Annotated in this window: 21 protein-coding genes and 3 pseudogenes; 10 read left to right on the top strand and 14 right to left on the bottom strand. The window is 66.4% G+C overall.

All coding sequences use genetic code 11. The features are described 5' to 3' along the window. Positions 1 to 191: 191 nt before the first annotated feature. The 4 genes and pseudogenes from I0C86_RS44150 to I0C86_RS38475 all read left to right on the top strand — a co-directional run bounded on the left by I0C86_RS44150 (position 192) and on the right by I0C86_RS38475 (position 2,704). On the top strand, positions 192 to 362 hold the full coding sequence (locus I0C86_RS44150; protein WP_230395501.1) for a hypothetical protein: 171 nt from the start codon (positions 192 to 194) through the stop codon (positions 360 to 362). Further along, a pseudogene (locus tag I0C86_RS38485) lies at positions 280 to 588 on the top strand (ABC transporter ATP-binding protein); the annotation flags it as partial. The gene I0C86_RS44150 and the pseudogene I0C86_RS38485, both read left to right, overlap by 83 nt. A gap of 191 nt (positions 589 to 779) precedes the next feature. Beyond that, positions 780 to 1,931 (top strand): TIR domain-containing protein, encoded by a 1,152-nt coding sequence (locus I0C86_RS38480; protein ID WP_196206238.1) that lies wholly within the window; start codon positions 780 to 782, stop codon positions 1,929 to 1,931. Positions 1,932 to 2,197: 266 nt separating this feature from the next. After that, complete coding sequence (locus I0C86_RS38475; protein WP_323374115.1) at positions 2,198 to 2,704, top strand: P-loop NTPase family protein; 507 nt, start codon at positions 2,198 to 2,200, stop codon at positions 2,702 to 2,704. Positions 2,705 to 2,918: 214 nt separating this feature from the next. On the opposite strand, the gene I0C86_RS38470 is transcribed toward I0C86_RS38475, so the two are convergent. The 6 genes from I0C86_RS38470 to I0C86_RS38445 all read right to left on the bottom strand — a co-directional run bounded on the left by I0C86_RS38470 (position 2,919) and on the right by I0C86_RS38445 (position 6,966). Then, a complete protein-coding gene (locus tag I0C86_RS38470) occupies positions 2,919 to 3,398 on the bottom strand; it encodes a GNAT family N-acetyltransferase (protein WP_196206237.1) in 480 nt (159 codons plus the stop codon). 39 nt (positions 3,399 to 3,437) lie between these two features. Next, the gene (locus tag I0C86_RS38465) at positions 3,438 to 3,977 is read right to left on the bottom strand and encodes an NUDIX hydrolase (protein ID WP_196206236.1); all 540 of its coding nucleotides are present in this window, start codon (positions 3,975 to 3,977) and stop codon (positions 3,438 to 3,440) included. Between the two features lie 268 nt (positions 3,978 to 4,245). Further along, complete coding sequence (locus I0C86_RS38460) at positions 4,246 to 4,704, bottom strand: PPC domain-containing DNA-binding protein (protein ID WP_196206235.1); 459 nt, start codon at positions 4,702 to 4,704, stop codon at positions 4,246 to 4,248. Beyond that, complete coding sequence (locus I0C86_RS38455) at positions 4,697 to 5,776, bottom strand: asparaginase (protein WP_323374114.1); 1,080 nt, start codon at positions 5,774 to 5,776, stop codon at positions 4,697 to 4,699. The genes I0C86_RS38460 and I0C86_RS38455 overlap by 8 nt, the downstream gene beginning before the upstream one ends. A gap of 42 nt (positions 5,777 to 5,818) precedes the next feature. After that, positions 5,819 to 6,355: a hypothetical protein gene (locus I0C86_RS38450; RefSeq protein ID WP_196206234.1), complete on the bottom strand. Its 537-nt coding sequence runs from the start codon at positions 6,353 to 6,355 to the stop codon at positions 5,819 to 5,821. Between the two features lie 260 nt (positions 6,356 to 6,615). Further along, on the bottom strand, positions 6,616 to 6,966 hold the full coding sequence (locus tag I0C86_RS38445; protein WP_196206233.1) for a hypothetical protein: 351 nt from the start codon (positions 6,964 to 6,966) through the stop codon (positions 6,616 to 6,618). Between the two features lie 578 nt (positions 6,967 to 7,544). Between I0C86_RS38445 and I0C86_RS38440 the strand changes: the two genes are divergently transcribed. Beyond that, positions 7,545 to 8,972 carry a HEPN domain-containing protein gene (locus I0C86_RS38440; RefSeq protein ID WP_196206232.1) on the top strand — a complete coding sequence of 476 codons (1,428 nt, stop codon included), beginning with the start codon at positions 7,545 to 7,547 and terminating at the stop codon, positions 8,970 to 8,972. Positions 8,973 to 9,121: 149 nt separating this feature from the next. Then, a complete protein-coding gene (locus I0C86_RS38435) occupies positions 9,122 to 10,186 on the top strand; it encodes an AbiTii domain-containing protein (protein ID WP_230395500.1) in 1,065 nt (354 codons plus the stop codon). A gap of 43 nt (positions 10,187 to 10,229) precedes the next feature. On the opposite strand, the gene I0C86_RS38430 is transcribed toward I0C86_RS38435, so the two are convergent. The 3 genes from I0C86_RS38430 to I0C86_RS38420 form a co-directional block, all read right to left on the bottom strand. Beyond that, a complete protein-coding gene (locus I0C86_RS38430; RefSeq protein WP_196206230.1) occupies positions 10,230 to 10,958 on the bottom strand; it encodes a TIGR02391 family protein in 729 nt (242 codons plus the stop codon). 57 nt (positions 10,959 to 11,015) lie between these two features. Further along, positions 11,016 to 11,810 (bottom strand): hypothetical protein, encoded by a 795-nt coding sequence (locus tag I0C86_RS38425; RefSeq protein WP_196206229.1) that lies wholly within the window; start codon positions 11,808 to 11,810, stop codon positions 11,016 to 11,018. A 442-nt stretch (positions 11,811 to 12,252) separates the two neighbouring features. Continuing rightward, positions 12,253 to 12,873 carry an HNH endonuclease family protein gene (locus tag I0C86_RS38420; protein ID WP_407676395.1) on the bottom strand — a complete coding sequence of 207 codons (621 nt, stop codon included), beginning with the start codon at positions 12,871 to 12,873 and terminating at the stop codon, positions 12,253 to 12,255. A 958-nt stretch (positions 12,874 to 13,831) separates the two neighbouring features. Between I0C86_RS38420 and I0C86_RS38415 the strand changes: the two genes are divergently transcribed. From I0C86_RS38415 to I0C86_RS38405, 3 genes are all read left to right on the top strand, one after another. Then, positions 13,832 to 14,368, top strand: a complete 537-nt coding sequence (locus tag I0C86_RS38415) for a sigma-70 family RNA polymerase sigma factor (RefSeq protein WP_196206227.1) — start codon at positions 13,832 to 13,834, stop codon at positions 14,366 to 14,368. Then, entirely contained in the window at positions 14,365 to 15,348 is a 984-nt protein-coding gene (locus I0C86_RS38410; protein ID WP_196206226.1) for a hypothetical protein, read from the top strand. Before I0C86_RS38415 ends, I0C86_RS38410 begins: the two co-directional genes overlap by 4 nt. A gap of 201 nt (positions 15,349 to 15,549) precedes the next feature. Next, positions 15,550 to 15,900 (top strand): histone-like nucleoid-structuring protein Lsr2, encoded by a 351-nt coding sequence (locus I0C86_RS38405; RefSeq protein WP_196206225.1) that lies wholly within the window; start codon positions 15,550 to 15,552, stop codon positions 15,898 to 15,900. Positions 15,901 to 16,011: 111 nt separating this feature from the next. Here the strand turns inward: I0C86_RS38405 and I0C86_RS38400 are convergent, their stop codons facing one another. Together I0C86_RS38400 and I0C86_RS38395 are read right to left on the bottom strand one after the other, a co-directional pair. After that, on the bottom strand, positions 16,012 to 16,209 hold the full coding sequence (locus tag I0C86_RS38400) for a hypothetical protein (RefSeq protein WP_196206224.1): 198 nt from the start codon (positions 16,207 to 16,209) through the stop codon (positions 16,012 to 16,014). Between the two features lie 488 nt (positions 16,210 to 16,697). Continuing rightward, entirely contained in the window at positions 16,698 to 17,171 is a 474-nt protein-coding gene (locus tag I0C86_RS38395) for a hypothetical protein (protein ID WP_196206223.1), read from the bottom strand. 341 nt (positions 17,172 to 17,512) lie between these two features. Here I0C86_RS38395 and I0C86_RS38390 point away from each other — a divergent pair. Continuing rightward, positions 17,513 to 17,629: pseudogene (locus I0C86_RS38390) on the top strand (IS5 family transposase); the annotation flags it as partial. On the opposite strand, the pseudogene I0C86_RS38385 reads toward I0C86_RS38390, so the two are convergent. The 3 genes and pseudogenes from I0C86_RS38385 to I0C86_RS38375 all read right to left on the bottom strand — a co-directional run. Beyond that, positions 17,626 to 17,763 (bottom strand): annotated as a pseudogene (locus I0C86_RS38385) (transposase); the annotation flags it as partial. The pseudogenes I0C86_RS38390 and I0C86_RS38385 overlap by 4 nt on opposite strands. A gap of 575 nt (positions 17,764 to 18,338) precedes the next feature. Further along, complete coding sequence (locus tag I0C86_RS38380) at positions 18,339 to 19,604, bottom strand: tyrosine-type recombinase/integrase (RefSeq protein ID WP_196206222.1); 1,266 nt, start codon at positions 19,602 to 19,604, stop codon at positions 18,339 to 18,341. 31 nt (positions 19,605 to 19,635) lie between these two features. After that, the gene (locus I0C86_RS38375) at positions 19,636 to 20,076 is read right to left on the bottom strand and encodes a hypothetical protein (protein WP_196206221.1); all 441 of its coding nucleotides are present in this window, start codon (positions 20,074 to 20,076) and stop codon (positions 19,636 to 19,638) included. Positions 20,077 to 20,279: the final 203 nt, after the last annotated feature.

The following is a 20,279-nucleotide window of genomic DNA, read 5'->3' as shown; positions in this document are numbered from 1 at the left end:
CGGTTCGATCTCGGCCCACAACTCGTCCGAGACGATCCACGGCGGCTGCTCACCCCTCCTCACATCCAGACAGAACGATCCCCACCTCCACCGGATACGCCCGCCATCATTCTGTTAGGAGTTCTAAATCGCGTCGGTGCGCGGACGAGGACACCGCAGTCCAGTTTCGGCAGCCGGCCGAGCACCTGTGCATGACCTTGCGCGGCGCCCAGGCCCCGGGTACCGAGACGATCACCACCGCGCTGCGCGGTACGGTCCGAACTGAGGCAGCGCTGCGCGGACGCCGACGTGCTCATCATGGACGAGCCGTCCTCCGCACTCGATCCCCGCGCCGAGGACGCCCTGTTCCAGGCCATTCGTGACCGGCACGGGCGCGGCATCACCATCCTGATCACCCACCGGCTGGCCAACGTCCGCCACGCCGACCGCATCTACGTGCTACACCACGGCCGCCTCGTCGAGGCCGGCACCCACGACCACCTCATGACCGCCCGCGGCCGGTACGCCGAACTGTTCACCCTCCAAGCCGCCGGCTACGACACCACCGCGCCCGCCGCGCAGATGCCCCGACAGAGCACAACCGCCTGAGAGAGCACTCCATGACGACGTCGAAACCCACAACACCCGTTCCGCCCAGGCAGGCTGCGATCGGGGTCAGACGGGCCCACGCACCGTTTGAGTTTCGATGCGTCCACGTTAGGCCCCTCATCTGAATAGAACTCGCATTCGTGGTCAGCTCGACGCTTCACACGACAGCGCCACTCATGTTTACTGGGCATATGACCGACCCGCCGCGCTACCTCCCGGAGCTTCACCGATACGTTGAGGAAAACCTCGACAAGCCCATATGTCTACTTGCCGCCCTGTCAGCCCTTCTTACGGACCCGGAGGCGTACGTTGCAAGCAAGGGGCAACCCTCTGGCACACTAGTTGACTTTGTGGAGGAGCTTGTACTACGAAACCGGCCTCTACGGGAATTCTTGCGAGATCCGTCAACCCCTATCTCGCGGGCACTTATTGACCAAAGATGGTCTACGGTTTGGCGCGAAGCGCGTTCGGATTCGAAGCCGAGTCCTTTGCCGGAGTACGACGTCTGCATATCATTTGCTGGCCCAGACAGACCGATTGCTAAGGAAATCGCTGACGCCATCGCCAGCAACGGCATGAACCGTAAGGTTTTTTACGACGAGTTTGAGGAAACGACGCTCTGGGGCGAGGACCTCTATAATTACCTCTACGAAACGTACTCGAAGCGAAGTAAGTTCTGCATGATTCTATTCTCTCACGCCTACCGACAAAGAGCATGGACTCGCCACGAGCTTCGCGCCGCGCAAACGCGGGTCCTCGAGGAGCAGCAGGCGTACGTCTTACCGGTGGCCCTTGAGCAGGGGGCAGTTCCGGACGAGTTCGCCAGTATCGGCTACTGGTCGTTTAAGCCCGGCGACGAGAGTCGCATAGCGGAAGCAACAGAAGAGAAGATTAACGACTATATCGGCGAACACTACTTCTCGATTGAGCTTATATCCGACATGCTCCGTCGAGACTCGGCTACTAGCGCCGTGTTGGACGCCTTCAAATTGGCGATCAAACATAAGTCGGATGCGAGTGACGAAACCGGCGTACAGGTGTTAACGCTCATTGCCCTTATCGCTGCAACCGACATGGAAAATGCAAGAAGATCTGTGCGCGCGATTGTTGATTTGATTCTTTTCACGGCTGGCCCCGTCGACGAAGCATTCGGGGATGAAGACCGCCTCCTCGTGGCGGGCTCGGCCTCGGTGAGGCGCTGGCTAGGCAAACATGGCCCGTTGCTCCTATCTGCCGAGGGATGGGATGGCTTCATCGAACCGTACCGCCAGCACTGGGAGAGCTTGTCTGGCGACGAAGAACCCGAGGATGATGACTCTGAAAGCGACAGCAACGGAGCCTAGTTAACCTCCACGCGGCTTCCATTCTGCCTTGGTCCGGCTGGCTGCCATGTGCGCCACAGCTGGGGGTAGCGGGGCGCGATACACGCACCCGGCCGAGCATCCGTCTAGCCCGCCACGCAAGCGGCCGGCCATAGACGGCTCGCATTCGTGCACACGGCATCTACGCCATCCGGCTCACCGGAGGCAGGGCTGCCGATACTGCTGACGCTACGAACATGTACGCAACGTTTCTACCCAGTTCGGAAACGCCATTGACGTCAGCATCGGTGAGTAAGTTGGCACAGGACCACCTGCGTCGCGTCGCCCTCCGCGAGCACGATAGCTCCCACATCGACCCGGTCGCGCCGGCGTTCATCACCGCGACCGCCCGAACCGCCCTCGACCTGGGCTACCACGTCATCCTCGAAGGCATCCTGCACACCGACCGGTACGGTCCGGTCTTGCACCAGCTCGTCAACAATCACCCCGGACCGGCCGCCGTCTTCTACCTGGACGTGTCCTTCGACGAAACCGTCCGACGCCACCTCAACCGGGCCGAGCCCATCCCCGTCACCCCGGACGAGATGCGCCAGTGGTACACCCACCGAGACCTGCTGGGCCTCACCGCCGAAACCGTCATCCCCGAAGCCAGCAGCCTCGAGCAGAATGTCATCACGATTCTGCACACCAGCGGCCTGACCGGTGCCGCACCGCAAACTCCCTGCCCACGACGCTGTCGGCACTGCGCCCGCGAATCCAACCAGTCCGCGCCCATCGCCGCAGCTGACAGATGAGGTTGCTGCCGCGTGGGCGGCCCCAACTGCTACTTGGTGACCAACCGCCGCCGTCTCGCGTCCTACAGCGGCGACCCGCCGCGTCGCCAAGACTGTGGTAGCTACTCGACGGTGCTGCGTCCAGGTCTTCCGCGACGGCCCCCTCGCCCTAGACCGCTGGCGGTGAAGCTCCTAGCGTGGGTCATCTTCGCTGCGGCGGCGACCGTCATACGGGCTACTCAAGCAGCAACCGCTCATACACAGCGCGATGCTTGCCTGGACCCTTGTAGTCTGAAACCACAGAAACGCCATGCTCGATCCGGTCGCCGGGTACGTTGCGGAACCCGAGGGCGAGCCACGCCTCGTGTGCAGCCTGATTGTCCGGCTCGGAGGTCAGGAAAAGTCGTCCGCATCCCCACGCGGTCGCCTGTCGCTCTACAAAGTCAAGAAGTATTCGGGTGACGCCGTTCCGGCGGCGCGCAGGGTCCGTCATTACATCCTGAATGTAGACCTCGCCGGGATTGTCCTGGCCTCTGAAGGCAAGCACCGCGCCGATGACCTGATCTCCAACGACCGCCAGCGGGCAGGTAGACGAGAACAACTGAGAGTACAACCAGTAATCCGAGGAACCTCTCAGCCGGATGTACGGCTCACCCATGACGAGCAGCCCTTTCAAACCCGGGATCCGGTCAACGGAAAGCGGAATAACGTCCATCACAATGTCCTTTTAATTAGGCATAGAGAGGCGACACGGTCACGTCACCGCCCGCGCGATGCGGTGTCCGACAAGCCGCTCGGCCACGGAGATCGGGTACCACGCGGCACCTCGCACCTCCGACTTTTGGATACGCCCCACTTCCGCCTGCGTGGTTACAAATGAGTAGCCGAAATCGAGATGGAAGTGTTCTGGCTCGCCCTTCGCCGGCCGCGCCGGAACTCTCCCGTACTCGACGTAGACCGGTGTCTGAGACGATGGGAAGAGCATGCTGGGATCAATACCGGTTTCCTCCACTAGCTCCCGCACCGCCGCGCTGATCAGCGTGGAATCAGTCGGCTCGAGATGTCCTCCAGGCTGCAAGAGGATCCCGTAGGCGGGGTGATCGACAAGCAGCACTTCGGCGCCGCGGACGAGGAGCGCACCGACAGTTACGTGCATCGAGAAGTTTCGCCGCGAGGCGAAACCCGATCCTTGAGCCAGCAGCTTCACCGGCTCGGACAGCGACGTGGCTTCGTCCGGATGGCACTCGAGGTAGGCCGAAAGTGCGCTTGAGATGTCCGAATCAGTGATCGTCACGAGCAGCCCCCGCTTCAGCTCGAGAGCGATCAGCCGGTCGCCCGCCCCGCGGTCCTCGGCATAGCCATGGCCCGCTTCCTCGCCGTCGACACATCCGGGCGATTCGCTGCTCGCTGACAGGCCGCTGACGTGCGCCGCCGAGTGGATGGCAGGGTTTCGCGCAGCCGGAGCCGTCCACCGTCACCTGCATTAGGCCGGTGACCAGAGGCGTCTCCTGCCCGAAACCAGTAGGCGGTCGATGCATGGACTACGCCTCGGTCATGGCTTGTTAGTTGAAGCGCAGTTGTGGTACGTCGTACAGGTCGGGGTTCGGCAGCCGGTACATCGCTGGCGAGGTGATCTCGATGATGAGCATTTCGGTGAGGAACTGAACGGTGGCGTCGAGCAGGTGGCTGGTGTGGGCGGCGGCACTGTGTTCTTTCAGGCCGACGGTGATGTGGATGTGAGGTGTGATCGTCTGGGTGTCCTGGTCCCAGGCGATGGTGCCGCCGCCGAGGGCCTCGACGTTGGTCAGGTCGACGTGGGACCAGACCGGGGCGTCGGGGTTCTCGAGCCGTTGGCAGGTGCCGACGATCTTCGCCGTGGACAGGCCGGCAATGAACATCGGAATGTAGCCCTGCTTGATGTCGTGGGCGCGGCAGGCGTCGGTGAGGGCGGTGAAGAAGTCGTCGCCGTGGTCGAAGACGACGCCGATCTTGCGGCCTGGGGTGAGGTTGTGGCTACGCATCCGTCGTGCTCGTCTCCGGTTGGTCATCGTTGTTGCTGGGTGTGGGCCACGGCCAGGCGATGGGGTCGGTGAGTCCACCGGCGGTGGTTACCGCTGTGGCGATGTCCTGTGGTTTCGCTCCGGCGGCGAGGAGGGCGCGCAGCAGGATGCGGGCCTTGTAGGGGTGGAGCCAGCCGGCGGGGATGAGGCCGCGTGCGAGGAGGTCCTGCTCGGAGCCGGGGAAGCCGTAGGTGCGGGTGAGGGTTGACCCGGCGGGGGTGCGGGATGCGAGGACGACCGGGATCCGGCTGGCGAGGGTGGTGAGGGTATCGACGAGGGGTTCGGGGACGTGGCCGACGCCGAAACCGGCGACGATGAGCCCATCGACGCGGGCGCCGATGGCGTCGAGGAGGATGGGGTCGTCGTCGAGGGTGACGGTGTAGAGGCCGACGGTGGCGTGCTCGCGGGGACGGGGAGCGGGGACGGTGAGCCGGTACGGCACCCGGGTGAGCATCCGCACCTCGCCTTCCAGGATGTAGCCGAGCGGGCCGCTGTCGAGGGAGCGGAAGGTGGCGCCGCTGGTGGAGTGGGTCTTGGTGACCCAGCGGGCGGCGTGGATCTCATCGGCCAGGACGACGAGACAGCCCTGCCGTCGGGTGGCCGGGGCGGCGGCGGTGTGGATGGCGGCGAGGAGGTTGGCGGGCCCGTCGGCGCCGGCGAGGGTGGGGTTGCGCATCGCGCCGGTGACGACGATCGGCTCGGGCCGCTGGTGGAGCAGGTCGAGCAGGTATGCGGTCTCTTCAATCGTGTCGGTGCCCTGGGTGACCACGACGCCGGCCGCGCCGCCGTGAAGGGCTCGGGTGGCGGTGGTGGCGAGTTCGGTGATGTCGGTGAAGGTGAGAGACGCGCCGGGGCGGCGGCGGAAGTCGACCACCTCAATCTCGATCCCGGTCGCGGCGAGTCCGGGTACGGCGTCGATGAGCTGTTGGGCGGACATGGCTGGAGTGACAGCGCCGCCGTTGCTGCTGGTCATGGCGATGGTGCCGCCGAGGCCGAACACCACCACGCGTCGTGCGGACGATGTCGCGGGCACGCGGGGTCCTTTCCGATGGTTCGCGGTGGTGCGGGCAGCCTATTACGGCAGGGCGGCGACGAAGCGACACGCGCGGTCGACGCCGTCGAGACAGAGCAGACGGCTTCGGGGTTCGGCGATTCCGGCCAGGCCGTACTCTCCGAGTTCGGCACAGCGAGTTCGGAGCCACGGCCAGTTGAGGTCCAGGAAGTCGGCGAGGGCGTGGAGCCGGCCGCCTACGGTGTCTGCGGCGATCACGGAGTGAGCCTGTACATGTTCGACGGCGTGGCGGTATTCCGCGAGGGTGGCACGGTGGTCGGTGACGTCGACGTGCCAGACACCGTCGGCTCGGATCCAGTTCGCCACGATCGCGCGCTGCCGGGTCAGGACCGTCCCGGGAAGCGCGCCGTACTCCGGTTCGTCGGTGACTGCCACGTCGGTGCCGAACGACTCCATCAACGCGACCGCCAGCAGCAGGAGGATCCGTTCCGACTCCGTTGACGTCGCCACGGCGGTCTGCGGGACGCAGAACATCCTCGTCGCCTGCTCGGAGTTGTTCGCGAACCGCCCGGCGGTCGTCTCCAGCGGGGTAGCGGTCATCGTTGGGTCACCCTGCAGCTATTGCGGCCACGGCCGTCCGATCGCTGCGGCAGCGACTCCAGGCTCAGGTCCATGCCGCTATTCTCGGGCCGTCCACAACCGGATTTCTACGGCGCGGCGCGCGCCCGCCGGCCCCGGTTACCCACAGCGGACGAGGTTCTCGTACGGTCCGACGGTCGTAGAGACACCGGCGACCGACTACGGACCCGTCTGCAGCCGCTGCGGCGCAGCCTCTTCCGCGACCCAGCGCCCAGGCCGGACTATTCGTCCGACCAACTTGAGCGGAACCACAGCCAGTCCGGCATACCAACCGGCTCCAGACCTAGCGTGGTCAGCGTGCCGATGAGGACCTGGTCGCAGTCGAGGTCGGAATCACCGCCAACGCCGACCGCCGGATCGAGGATGTAGTCGTCACCGTTGTGGAACGCGACGTCCTCCGCGTCACGGTCGAACAATGAGTCGGCGATGACGAGAACGAACTGGGCGACCGCGACCCGATCCCACGAGCGCAGCTCCGACGTGGCCGGCAGGCTGAGGCTGGGTGTCGGTGGGGCGCTGGCCTCCCGGGACCAGTCCGGTGGAGCGACCTCGAGCGCCTCCACGAACACCACCGGTAGATCCACAGCGGCAGGGAGACCGCCGGACCGAAGCCAAGACGATCACGGGCCGTCTCCGCAGCACGCATCGCGAACTCGTGCGTTGGATCGGCTCTCGTCGTACCAGCCCTTCCGCAACTCGTCACCCACCGTGAACCGATGCAGGTTCCAGGCACGGGGACCACCAAGGTTGTATCCGTAGGCACTCCGCAGACGAAACGAGGGCCTCAACGACATCCCATTACCGTAGGCACACGACCACCGACTGTCGATGCCTCGCTAGCCAGGTCTCGCGCCGACGCCGGTAAGTCACCTGCGGCGACGAACGCCGCGAGTACGGCAAGCCGCTCGGCAACCGCATCTGGCGAAAGCGGACACGAGACGGGGTGTCGCGCTGATTCTGCGCGGGACGGTCAGTATGGGTATCCGTAGATGGCAGGAGTGTTGAAGCCTGGCACCCTACAGACGACTGTCGCGCCTCAAAGATCCCGCGTCTCGCCGCAGTACTGGTGCACCATGTCACGGTGACCGACCCTTCAGCCGAACTCACCCTCACGTCGGCTATCGCCGATCTACTCCGACGTGCCCGAGGTATGTCTGATCAACTCGCCAGCATCGACAACACCGTATTGGCCGAGAAAGTCGCCGGCTGGGCGGAGACCGTGGCGGTGAACGACGCCGCCTCCGCCGCTGCCCGGACCGTCGGATACCTGCACTACGACAACGACGGCGTCGACGATCGTTGGGGCCGCCGACTCACCCGCAACAATCTCCGCACCCTCGGCATCCTGGATGTTCTGCGTATGCGGGCGATACCCGCACAATTCCCCGCTGACCTGGCGGCCTATCTTGCCGGTCCGCCGACTCCCTCCGAGCACCTGGTCGTCCTCGACGCTCGCCTGCCCGTGGACGGCTCCCACGAGATCAGCGGTTGGCAGCTGACGCAGCCCACCGCCGCGGACCTCGACGCGGTGACACCTCTGCCGTCGAGCAGCCAGTTCGCCACCGACCCCTGGGATCCGGCCCTGCGTCTCGGTGGCTGCTGCGTTCTGCGCCGGGCAAGCAACGACCTCCAGGCGCGCAACCCGTCCGTGTGGGGCACCGGCATTCTGCGGAACTTATTCGAGCCAGAACTCGAAATCCCGGCGTGGGAGCCGCTACTGCTGCTCAACCTCGCCCAAGCGGAACGCGTGATTGTCGCCGCCGAGTACGAGATCGAGCCGGGCCGCATGGTCGAACGCGTCCGAGGCACTGGCCTTGACCTAATGCCCGCCACGTTCGACGGGATCGAGGAGTTTGAGGAGCCGGGCTGGGGTCCCTGTCAGCTCGACCAGCAAGAACTGGCTGACGTGCTGAGGTTCACCGACATCATGTCACCGCTGCTGGAGCAGTGGCAGGCTTGGCAGAGCCTCCCGCAGACCGACCGGAAGAGAGCGAAATTGGCCAGTGAGCGGCTTCGGCGCAGCGCCCACCGGTTTCTCGCGCTCGGCCCACGTCTCGGAACTGACGGCGACGTCGTGTACGAGCGCGACCGTGCCGAAATCATCTTCTGGTACATGTCCGCTCTCGAGAATCTCCTGATCACCGAGCGTCCGGACGGCGACTTCGGCCGCAAGGTCGCCCAGCGCACTGCGATACTCATCGGCGCCAACGACGAAGAGCGCCTCGAGATCCGACAGGCCATTACCCAGGCGTACGGCGTCCGTTCGAGGGTGGCCCATGGAGACCTGCCGCCGGACCAACTCCTCGGGATTCTGCCCAAGCCTCTGTACGTCTACCTGCGCCGAGCGTTTCGAAACTTGATCATCCTTGGCCCGCTATTCGACGTCGCAGCGGTCTGCGACGACGCGCTGATGTCCGCCGCTGTTCGGGAGCGAGACATTGCCGGTCCCGTCCGGCTCGTCATCGACCAGTTGCCGGAGGAGCCAGGCATGCGCACCTGGCTGCGCCGGGCCGGCGCCCCGACCGTTGGCCCCGGCACTCACTCTCCTCCACCGCCGCGCTCGCCGGGCCGGATGTGACTGCGACCGTCAGTTGGCCATTGCGATGGTTAGTTGGCCGCGGCACGGATAGCGGTAGATCGAGCACGCATGGTAGACACCGCTCGTATGGACTACGCGGCTGCATCTAGCCACTTATGAGAGAGTGACGCCGAGAGCAGAACTGCAGGATGTGCAAGTACCGCACGCAACGAGTATCGCGCCTGCACCGCCTCACTCGGCGCATGCGCCGCGGTGACAAGATGTACGGCATGGCGCACAAGCGGGAAAGCCTTCTGGCCCAGATCGAGGCAGGCGTGCTCGACGACAGCGTGCCGGTGGCCTCCCTGCTGCAGAAGTGCATCGTCCTCGGCGGCAAAGCCGGCTCCGAGAAGATGCGCGACTGGGCCCGCCAGGAACTCAACGGCTACAAGGTCGACATGGTCCCGCCGTACCGGCACGTCCACACCGGCCTGATGGCCATCTTCACCAACCGGGCGGGCTTCAACGGGATGCACCAGCGGATCGTCCCGACGATGTTCCCTCAGCAGATCCGCGACATCCTCGCCGAGCTCGGCGTCGACATGGAGACCGCAGTCCTGGCCGGAGGCATCGGCGAGCTGGAGGCACTGGCCAAGCGCGACGAAGGCGAGCACCACCTCATGCCGCCATGGGGAGACGTCATGGTCGACACGCTGCAGAAGCACCTCGTTACGCCGGACACCCGCGTGAAGGTCGTCTACTGGCCGCTGTCCGACGCGTCGCTCCGCGGCCTCTTGGTCAAGGTCCGCACTGCCCTGGCCGAGCTGATCGCCGAGCTGATCGCGTCGACACCGGAGTCTCAGGACGTGCCGGACAAAGCAGCCGCGGACCAGGCCGTGCAGTACGTCATCACCGGCGAGCGCGCCACGGTCCACGTCACCTCCCAGCACGCTCACGGCAGCGGCGTGAACATCGCCGTCGCCCCCTCTGATGGCGTGACGGTGTCCGGCGCGGGCACCGCCATCGGCAGCCAGACCGCCAGCGGCGCCGGGTCCAGCGTGGTCGGCAGCCAGTTCGCAAGCGGCAGCCACAACTCCCTCACCGGCCGCGACGGCGCCGCGGTAGACCCCTCGGCCAGGCAGGGTCGGTGGGCGAGGCTCCGCAGGCGCGGCTGGATGGTTGCCCTCACCACGATCCTCGGCGGGATCGCTGGCGTCGCCGCCGCCGTGCTCGGATTGTTCACCTGGCTGGACTGGACGCCCTGGTGGCGCTGACCCAGTCGGCCTGCATCGGGCACCACCGACGTCGCCGCGCCAGCTAGGCCACGTGCTCCACGACGCACTCGTCGATCCACCGCGCCAACAGACTCAGGGCGGCGAGCTGTTCAAGCACCACCGGCTCGTCCAAGACAAGGTCGGACTCGTGCGCGACCGGGTTGCGGATCCCGCTGAAGCACCCCACGCCGAAGTTCTCGGCTCCCACTTGGCGGCTCTTCCACGTATCGGATGTGCGGTCACCAGCGAAGCGCAACCGAGGTTCACCCGGTTTGGGATCGTTCGTGCTGAAGGCGCTGCGGCACAGCCTCGTCTCTCCAAGGTCGTGCCGGCCGAGCTTCTGCTGGAGCCGGCCGTTGACGGCCCGCGCGGCTACCCAAACGGCCTCGGTCCGGTTATCGCTCTCCCAGAACGGACGCGCCGCCTCCCAGACCCACGGATGGAACTGGTCGGCGACCAGGTCTGGTGCGTCGGGCCGCAACCGGCGGCGAGCTTCCTCGCCATATTGGTACAGCCCCGCGGCCTGCAACGCCGCATTGCGCGCGTTCCACCACCGCTCGCGCCACTCGTCGTACTCCGACGAGTAGTCACCCGAGCCCGGTCGGATCGCGTTCTCGGCCAGACGCATGATCGGCTCTTGACGGCGTACCTCGCGGTCGAGGTCGTCGCGCTCCTCTTCGGTGTCGCTGCGCGACCTCATCTCCAACTCAGACAGCCGGTCGATCATTCGAGCGAACTCATTGAGTTGATCGGCAGCCCACGTCGCGTCCACTGCGCGAGTCTACGAGCGTTCAGCGTCTCCCTCCGGGACGACAGAACCCAGCTCAGGTCACCGCAGCGCGGCGCGCCCGGCAGGCAACGACGGCGTTGCGCGCTCGTCGCGCTCACCGGCTCGTGGCTGCGGCACCTTCGCCTGGATCGCGGCGGCCGCGGGCGCGACCACGGCCCGGCGGCGCAGCCGCGGCCGCCACGATCGCCGCGGTGTCTCGACAGCTGGGGACAGGTGGGCTTTCACCGCGGTCAACAGCACGTCCATCGCCTCGTACAGCTCGGCGTCGGCCCGGTCCCGGGCGGCCTTGGCCTTCTTCCGCCGCCACAGGTTGTCCTGCCCGTACGCCTGGCTGGACTCGGCCGCGACCTGCCCGAGCTTCAACGCAGCCTCGCGGACCTCGCCATCGGCCAGTACCGCCGCCCGGCCGGCGACCGCGAGCACCCGCTCCAGCGGCGCCTGCAAACCCATCGCGGCGGCCAACTCCCGCTGGTTAGCCTCGGTCGCCACCCGGCCGAGCTGGGCCGCGCCGAGCGCGTGACCGCTGGTGGTCTTCGCCGCCATGTACTCGAGGAACGCACTGCCCAGCGTCATCAGCTTCGGCTGCCACGAGTTGTGCGCCGGCACGTACACCCGCAGCGCCAGGTGCAGGGCGCCTACCGCCTCGAACAGCTCCTGGCCCAGCTCCTCGATCTTCTTGTTCGTGCTCGCGACCTTGTCGCGGGCACGCTCGCGGGCGCGCTGACGCTCACCGAACCGGTAGGCCAGCCACGCCGCGCCGAGGGTGCACCCGCCGGTGACGATCTGGGGCAGCACATCGACGACACCGGACAGCAGGGTGGAGATCGCACTCATGGACATCAGGGTGGCCCACGCCTGCACCTACCCGGACGCGCCACACCGCACGGCCCCAACGGGCAGGATGTGACGCATTCGCCGACACGGTCGCCCCCGCGCTGTGTCGATGGAGGTATCGGGCCGAGTCCACCGCAAGGCCCTAACGCGGCAGCAGGTTCGGACGCCGAAGCGGCACCACGGCGGACCTCGCCGAGCTGGCGCCCACGTCGTCATTGCGCACGCACGGTTGTGCCGATACCAGCAGCGGTCGACCATCTCCGAAATTAATCGCCGACAGAGCGGACCACCGCCTCGCGTGCTGTAGACCGCACCGCACCGCGCCGGGAACCGGTGAGGCCGGAGCAGCAGGCGGTGTTCGTCTGCGCCGCGACCGGGAACAACGATCCGGCCCCCGCCTCGTCTGGTGAGGCCGGGGCCGGATTCCGCTGCGACTCCCTGCTCAGGACGTGCAAGTGTTCAGCATGGTCTGCAACGCGGTCTTCTCCGAGGACTGAAGCCGCAGGCTCCAGTTGTACTTGGTGCGGATCCACATCTTGGCGTACGTGCAGCGGTAGGCGGTCCGGCTCGGCTGCCAGGTGGAGGGGTCCTGGTCGCTCTTGGCCTGGTTCACGTTGTCGGTCACCGCGATCAGTTGCGGGCCGCTCAGGTCGTTGGCGAAGGACTGCCGCCGGCTGGTCGTCCACGAGTTGGCGCCGGAACGCCACGCCTCGGCGAGCGGGACGATGTGGTCGATGTCGACGTCGGCCGGGTTGGTCCAGGTCGCCCCGTCGTACGGGCTGTACCAGCTACCCGAGGTCGGGTAGCAGGAACTGTCCACACTCACCCCGCTGCCGTCCCGCCGCAGCACCGTCTCCCGGGTGTTGCAGGCACCGGAAATGGTGATCCAGTGCGGGAAGAGGTCGCGGTTGTAGCCGCTGCCGGACTCGGCGGCGACGGTGAGCGCGTTCAGGTTCGACTGGGCCGTGGCCTTCGAAGGGATACCTGGTGGGGCGGCGACCGCGGGGCCCGCGATGAGAGTGGTCGCGGCCACCGTCGCGGTGGCGAGTACGGCGGTGAGGATGAGCCGGGTACGGCGTCGACGATCGAGCACGGGTGCCTCCCGAGGCGTTGGGGGTACGGGAGCAATACCATCGCGGGCGGGTGTGACCGCTCCGCAACAGGCACGTAACCAGACATCGACGCACGGCGAAAGGCTGAGCCGTCGTCGGCGTCCTGTCCATGGGAGCGCGCCTGTGCTGGATAGCAGGCGTCGCTGCGAGCGGTGGTCGGACAGAGTGGCGTGGACGGACGGGTTCCTTCCTGCTCGTTTCTTGTCTGGCACCTGCCGCGTTCGCTCCCTCCGGCGGTGCGACGCGGCCTGCACCGCTCCCCGTCGTACCTTGTCTCGCACCGACTACTTCCGCTGGACGTGGGACCGGGGTTCCCGGGTCGGCTCGGCGGCGCGACCGGGTCGGACCTCGGTGTCGTCGTCGACGGTGGTCCATAGCTCGAACGACCTCGACGTACGGATGACCGGGCGTCCGTCATCTAGGCTGGCGGGCCGGTCGGACCTGAGGTAACGGTGTGCGCCGCAGCGCTACGAGCGTTGCCGGGCCGATGGCGGGCTGCCGAGGATGGTGAGCGACGCTGACGACCGGCATCGGCATCGGCATCGGCATCACGGTGGCCCGAACGGCGCGGGTCTGGTCGGCCTGGGTGGGAGTGTGGACGGTGTGGGCGGGGATGCGCACGTCTTTCAGGCGCGGGGCGCAGCGTCACGACACGATCACGAACTGATTAGGTGTGTAGACCTCGTCACGGGTCGTGAGCCTCTTCTGATTGGCGGCGTTTGCGCCACTCATGTCGATGAGGAGGATGTCCGTGCGTGGTACACCGTGGCACGCCAACGCGTGCCTGCTGGGACGATGTGTCGATCTGTGGGGTCCTGACAGTCCGCACTGGTCGCACGACCTGTGCGAGTGGTCGACGGCGTCCCGGCGGACGATCGGCGTGCCGGCCGCGGGTGTGGGATCCGGGCGGTGAAGGACGGTGAGGACGCCGATGAACAGTTCATCTCCTTCTACACGGCGTGGCGCGGCAAGTTGTTCAAGGCTGTGGTCGCCTGGACGGGGGATCGGCACACCGCCGAAGACGTCGTCCAGGACGTGATGCTGCTGGTCCGGCACTACTGGGGCCGCTACGAGCGACCCGAGATCTTGATGTACCGGCAGGCACGTCAGCAGCTGGCCCGCCGCCGTTCCGCTGTTCCGGTCCAGGTCGAGTCGCTGGACCAGTACCGGGAGAGGTCCGAGGAGGTGCCGGCGTGGCAGGCGCTGGATGTCGATGGGCAACTCGATCTACTCGCCGCGTTACGGCGGCTACCAGCCCGGCAGCGGGAGGTGATCGTCTTGACCGAGTTGTGTGATCTCGAACAGGCGACAGCGGCCGAGATCCTCGGCATCAGCGTCTCGGCCCTCAAGACGCACAAGGCGCGAGGGCTGCGGGCGCTGCAGTCCCGGCTGGTCACCCGGCTGACCAGCGCCGACTCCGATCCGGCAGGAGGCGACGACACATGAGCGTCTCGGAAGAACTCCGCAGGGCGGTCGACACCTGCCTCGGACCCCGCCCCGTACGCAACCCGTCCACCGAGGCGCGACGCCTGCTGACGCTCTACCGGCGACACGCCGCCGACGAGGGGCATCGCCGGCGGATGGACGAAGCCGTCGCCGACAGCGAACTCGGCATGGCCGCCTACTGCCTCGGCGTGCACTATCAGGTCCAGAGCCGACCCGACCGGGCCGAACACTGGCTGCGGATCGCCGCGGCCCGCGACATCGCCGACGCCGCGGTGCGACTGGCGATGCTGTACGAATACCGGTCGGTCCTGGCCGCCAACACCACCATCAGCACCACCACCCCCACCGACGACGACGACCTGACCGCCGCCCGCTACTGGTACCGGGTCGGTGCCGCCGCCGGCTACGCCACCGCGGACGATGGCCAACATGTCGACCCCCCACCCATGGCCCTCGACTGCTGCCCACAAGTGGAGACAGCCGCCGGCTCCGAAGCGGCCGAGGAGATCATCGCCGCCGCACACCGGCAGGCCGACCAACTGCGCAGGCAGGCCCGCGCCGACGTCAGGGTCATCATCGACACCGCACGCGCCGAAGTCGACGACCTGGCCCGACAACGCGCCGAGATCGAGGATCACATGAAACGCCTCCGACGCCTGGTCAACGGCATCGCGGCAGCGGGCACTGTCACCCCGATACGGGGCCGGCGACGCGGACGACTAACCGGCCAGGTAGAGCCAGACAACGAAGCCGACGCCTGGGCGCGAATGCTCGAGCACTTCCAACAACAATCCGCGCCCCACAGCCGGCACCTCATGCGACCCCTACTCACCCGCATCATGGCCCTGCTCGACAGGATCCGGGGCGCCGAACCAGAAGAACTCGACCTCGACGTCGAGACCAAGGACGCCGTCGCGGCGGAGTTCCCCCCACCACCCTGGGCGTCAACGAACACGCCGTTCCGGGTCCGCGCGGGATGAACAACGAGCTGAGCGCAAAGCGATTTACCCGCGACACGGTCCACCGAACCGCGCGCCCAGTCGACGCAACCCCGCCGATCAGGCGCCCACAGTAAATCCCTCGACTGCCAGACGCACCCGGGCGACCGGCAGCGATCCGCGACGCCCTACACGCTAATGTACTTCTATTGCACGGATAACCTCTCGAAGGGAAACCCCACGATGGCCAAGCAAGTCATTCACAGGTTGGTTGACGACCTAGACGGCGGAGACGCTGACGAGACCGTCAAGTTCTCGCTCGACGGCGTGCAGTACGAAATCGACCTGTCCAGCGAAAACGCCGGTAAGCTCCGGGACCAATTCGCCCCGTACACGGCCTCAGGCCAGAAAATGGGTCGCGGCGCCGTGCTCGTCGGCGTTCGTGCCACAGGCGGCCGGGGCAGCGCGACGGCCGACCGAGAGCAGAACAAGGCGATCCGCGCCTGGGCCAAGAAAGAGGGCCGGGACATCTCAGACCGCGGCCGCATCCCCCAGGAGATCGTCGACGAATACCAGGTCAAGGCGGGCCGCTGAGGCGCCGGACTACGCGAGAGCGCCGAACGCCAGAACGGGAGCAACCTACCTCGGCCCGGCGCAGGCGCGCTGCTTCCGCGTGAGCCTGTCCTGATGCCGATGGCTTACGCGTCAGCTCCCCCACATCCGGAGTTCCGGGCCGCCAAGATGGGCGGCGCTCGGCAGCGGTTCGCGAAGTTCGCGATCCCGGCAGCCCGTCGGGCGGTCCAGGACGTGCTCGCCCATGTAGCTCGTTAGCTGCTGGATGCGGTCTGCGGTCGCGGCCGGCTCGCTGGCGAAGGTCGTGGCCGCAAGCGTGGCGCTGGCCATGCCAAGAGCGAAACTGGGCAACTGTCGAAATAAGCCACTCCTCGTTTCCAGCCGCCTTCGGCCGCAGGTTCTCGGTTCTTGAGCCGTCCTGTTCCCGCCGCGGTGGCTATGAGGGCGTCTGTACGTGACGAGTCCGCATCGCTCGCAGTCAGTGATCGTCGTCCGAGCCGGCGAAGGTCACGGCGCTTGGGCTCCTGCTACCTTGAATGACCTGCATCATCATCGGGTCGGCATTGATCTCGACGATCGGCGGTTCTGCGGGGGTAGGCTCGGTCGGTGGAGGCGCAGCCGCCGCGTCCGCCGGTGGAGGCGCATCGCTGGTCGGGCTTGTCACTTAATCTCCCGACCGGTGACTTTGTCCCCGTGCTCGATAATTTGCGAGGTCATCGGGTCAGGGTTGACCTCAACGACGATGTGCTGGGTCTCGATGGGTTCGGGAGCCGGTTGTGGTGGGACCGACTCAGCCGGTGTAGTCATGTGGAGGACCCCTATTTCGTGGTGGCGTCGATGATCATCTGAGTGGTGGCGCCCGCGACCACAAGGGCGATCGCGCCAGCAAGCATACCGGTGGCAGCCTTCAACCGGCGTAGCTTGGACCGCGGGATGTCCTTGTTCGATTCGTAGTCCACGAGACGGCGTTGGAGGACTTCCTTCCTAGTCTTGTCCTCGTCCTGTGCGGCGTAGTGCGTCGTGAGGTACATCGGGTCGATGGTGCTCTTTGGTCGGGGCCACAGAACCGTTGCTGCCACCACCGCAGCGACCGTGGTCAGAATGGCGCCGGGTATTGCGAGCAGCATCTTTGAGTTGACCGCAAGTGCGGCGACCGCCCCGGAAAATCCCAGGACCACTCCTGCGCGCGAGTCCGCCGTATCGGCAACCTTCGCTTGTAACTCCCGCTCGGCGTCCAGCTCTTTACGGACAACTTCCATCGATTTCCACGTCGGCCCTGGATCCGTATCCACCGCATGCCCTTTCTAGCCGTATCGTGTCTACCTGCTCCACTCACGTGGCGCGGACGACGCCGTGCAGGAGTGTAAGCGGCCATCCGACGTGCTCGTCGACGACATGGAGGATGCTCTAACTGGACGTTTGCTTCGCGTTCGCGTCGGTAGCGACCGATTCCCTTCTCGACCTCGGTGACACCGAATGCCGGACCTGACCTGGAATGAACACATCCGATCCAGCTCTGCTCCGACCGGAATCAACGCATTTCACCTTGCGATCGTGTCTGATTCACTAACGCCCTGGAATCAACGGACATAACGTCTGTCGAGCCGGCCTCGAAACACCGTACGACCGCACCATGACCGCACGGCGAGCCTACCCATCCGACCTGTCCGACGCCCGTTGGGCCCTGATCGCGCCCCGCCTGACCGCCTGGCGACAGGCCCGCACCGACGCCGGCGTCAGCGGCCCGCCCCACTTCTCGGCGAGGTCGTCGAACGCCGCCCTGGCTACAGTGGCGTTGACCGCGGTGTAGATCGGTTTGACGTCGCGTTTCAGTTCGTCCCAGTACCTGCGTGACGTCAGCCGGAACATGTTGCGGATCGCGTGGAGCCGTAAGGAATCAAAGGTGTCGGTGTGTTGGTGCTGGGCGGCTGGTTCTGGTGTGGAGTGTCGACGGAGTGGCGGGCACGGAGTGAGCGGCTCGACGCCGTCACCGAGGACGGCGCTGTTGCCGACCAGGGTCACCGAGGTGACGCCGCGGGTCCCCAGGTCCCTCCCGCACCTACGGCGGGAGGCAGGCGGGTGGCACGACACAGCGAGCGGCGTGTGCCGGGCGCCGACGACCGCCGCCACGGCCGTACCACCGACGGGGACAAGGAGACAGCTGGCGCGGTCGTGGGTGCTCCGTGGGCGCTCAGATGTCAGCGACCCCGGACGGATTCCGCCCCTAGAATCTGGATTTTGGTTCAGAGTGACCTTCGACAGGGCAGCTACACTGTGTAACAATCATTCTGACCTGCCGCTACTCGGCGACACTCTCCCGGATTCGTAGGCGAGAATCCGGATGAGTTGCTTTACGTTCGGTAGCGGGAGACAAAGACCGCTGCCGATGATTTTTTTTAAAGGTCCGCTGCTCTGCCAATTGAGCTAACAGCCCGTCGCGACAAAGGCTACCTGATCGCTCACCGTACGTCCCGGGGGTATCTGTCGCGGCGGCGGCCTCGTCGCGGCCACGGTACGGCTCCGGCCGTGCCGGTGGCCGGGGGCCTGGGTGTGGGGGAATCCGTAGGTGGTCCCGCATCCTCCTGCGCCGGGACCTGGTCTTTTGTCCGTTGCGCGGGGTCGGTGGCCGGTGGGACTGCTCTGGGACTGTCCGACCCGGTGGGGCCCGTGCCGGTCCGCGGACCGGCCGGTCGGCTGCGGGGGGTGAGGGCGGCGGTGCGTTCGGCGACCACCCGGTCGATCTCGTCGAGGCTGGCGGGGTAGATGTCGCCGGTCACGGTGACACTGGCGTGGCCGAGCTTCTTGCGCGTGTCGAGCAGGTCGGCACCGGCGGCTTTGATGTAGGTCGCGGCGGAGTGCCGGCCGTCATGCAGCCGGATCGGCGGCAGACCCGCCGCGGCGTAGTCGCGCTGGAACCGGTCGGTGACGCTGCTGGGATGCCAGGCCGGCCCGTCTGGCTGGCGGAAGAACAGATCGACCTCGATCGGCATGCAACCGCCCGGCATCGGAGTCAGCACGGTCACGGTCCGCGGCCACCTGGCCCCGGCCGCGATGCGCCAGGACTCCCGCAGCTCCCAGTAAGCGCGAAGATCGTCGACGGTCGCCGAGTCGAGGAAGATCACCCGGTCGCCGCTTCGGGTCTTGACCTTCTTGTACACCGGTTGATAACCGTGTTCGGCGAGTTGGTGGCTGAACGTCGCGGTCTGGTCGTCGAAATCGATCTGGTCGGTACGTACGCCCACCGCCTCACCGCGCCGCGGGCCGCCAAGCATGATCAGCAGGAACATCGCATACAACGGCGGATCGTGACGCTGGGCGTGGTCGAGGAACGCGCCGGCCTGCTCCGGTGTCCACACCATCACCTCGCTCGGGGCGATACCGCCGGCTTTCCAATGCGCGACCGCGCGTTCGGTCCAGACCCGCACCCTCGGCGGATCGTAGGCGGGCAGTTCCGCGTGCACGGCCGGGTTGAAGTCGATCAGCCGGTGTTTGGCCATCGCGTCGTTGAGCGCCTTGCGCAGTGTGGCCCGCACCCGGGCGATCGTCGCCGGGGTCGTCAGCCTGGTAGCCGTCGCCGCGCCGGCCCTGGCCGGGTCGGCGCTGGTGCGATCATCGAGGATCTGCCGGTTGCGCTCGGTGATCGTCGCGAACATCGCCTCGATGTGCGTGCTGTTCAGCCGTGCGAGTGGCAGATGTCCCAGGTGCGGGCCAAGGTGGACACGCACATGCGACGCGTAACCTATGCGCGTGTGCTCGTCAATATTGCGGTGCGCGACCCACCACGTCAGATACTCCCCGACGCTGATCGATGAGGCGTTCGGCACGCCACTTCGCAGCTGGCGGGTCAACTGACGCGGATCGGGCAGCGGGCCGGCCAAGCTTGCACGCCATCAATACCTCGGCGATCTCGTCGGCGAGCGCCTCGTCACCGTCGGCCAGGCTCATCAGCTCACACACCCGCGCCAGTTCCGCTGCCACGTCCGCCCGGGCGCCTGGCTGCGTGTTTGACACGCGGCGCAGGATCCGCCGCCGGCCCCCAGGTGCGGGAGGCAACTCGATCTGGAACGCCCACACCCCATGACCACTGCTCCAAGCGCCGCTGGCCAGCTTCAGCCGGGAGCACCGCGCGCCCAGCCGCCGGCCGGACTCGTCTTTGCAGTAGCACCTCTTGCGTATCGATTCGCTGCGGATAGTCATCCGGCTGGCCTCCTCCACCGAACCCACTGTCTTTCAAATCTAGACATCAGCATCTATGTGATGTATTTGCATGTGAATCCCCCTTTTGAGCTACGGGCGTCGCCGAAGAAGCGGTCGTTGAACTTCGCCCGGTGGGGACGCCGATGCGGTACGGGACGACCTGCGCGGCTATGTACCCGAACACCTCGTAAGGCCGGCGACGA

The sequence above is a fragment of the Plantactinospora alkalitolerans genome (assembly GCF_015690345.1).
In the GTDB taxonomy this organism is placed as follows: Bacteria; Actinomycetota; Actinomycetes; order Mycobacteriales; family Micromonosporaceae; genus Plantactinospora; species Plantactinospora alkalitolerans.
Note: the sequence above shows the minus strand (reverse complement) of the source record. Positions and strands in the feature narration are given on the sequence as shown.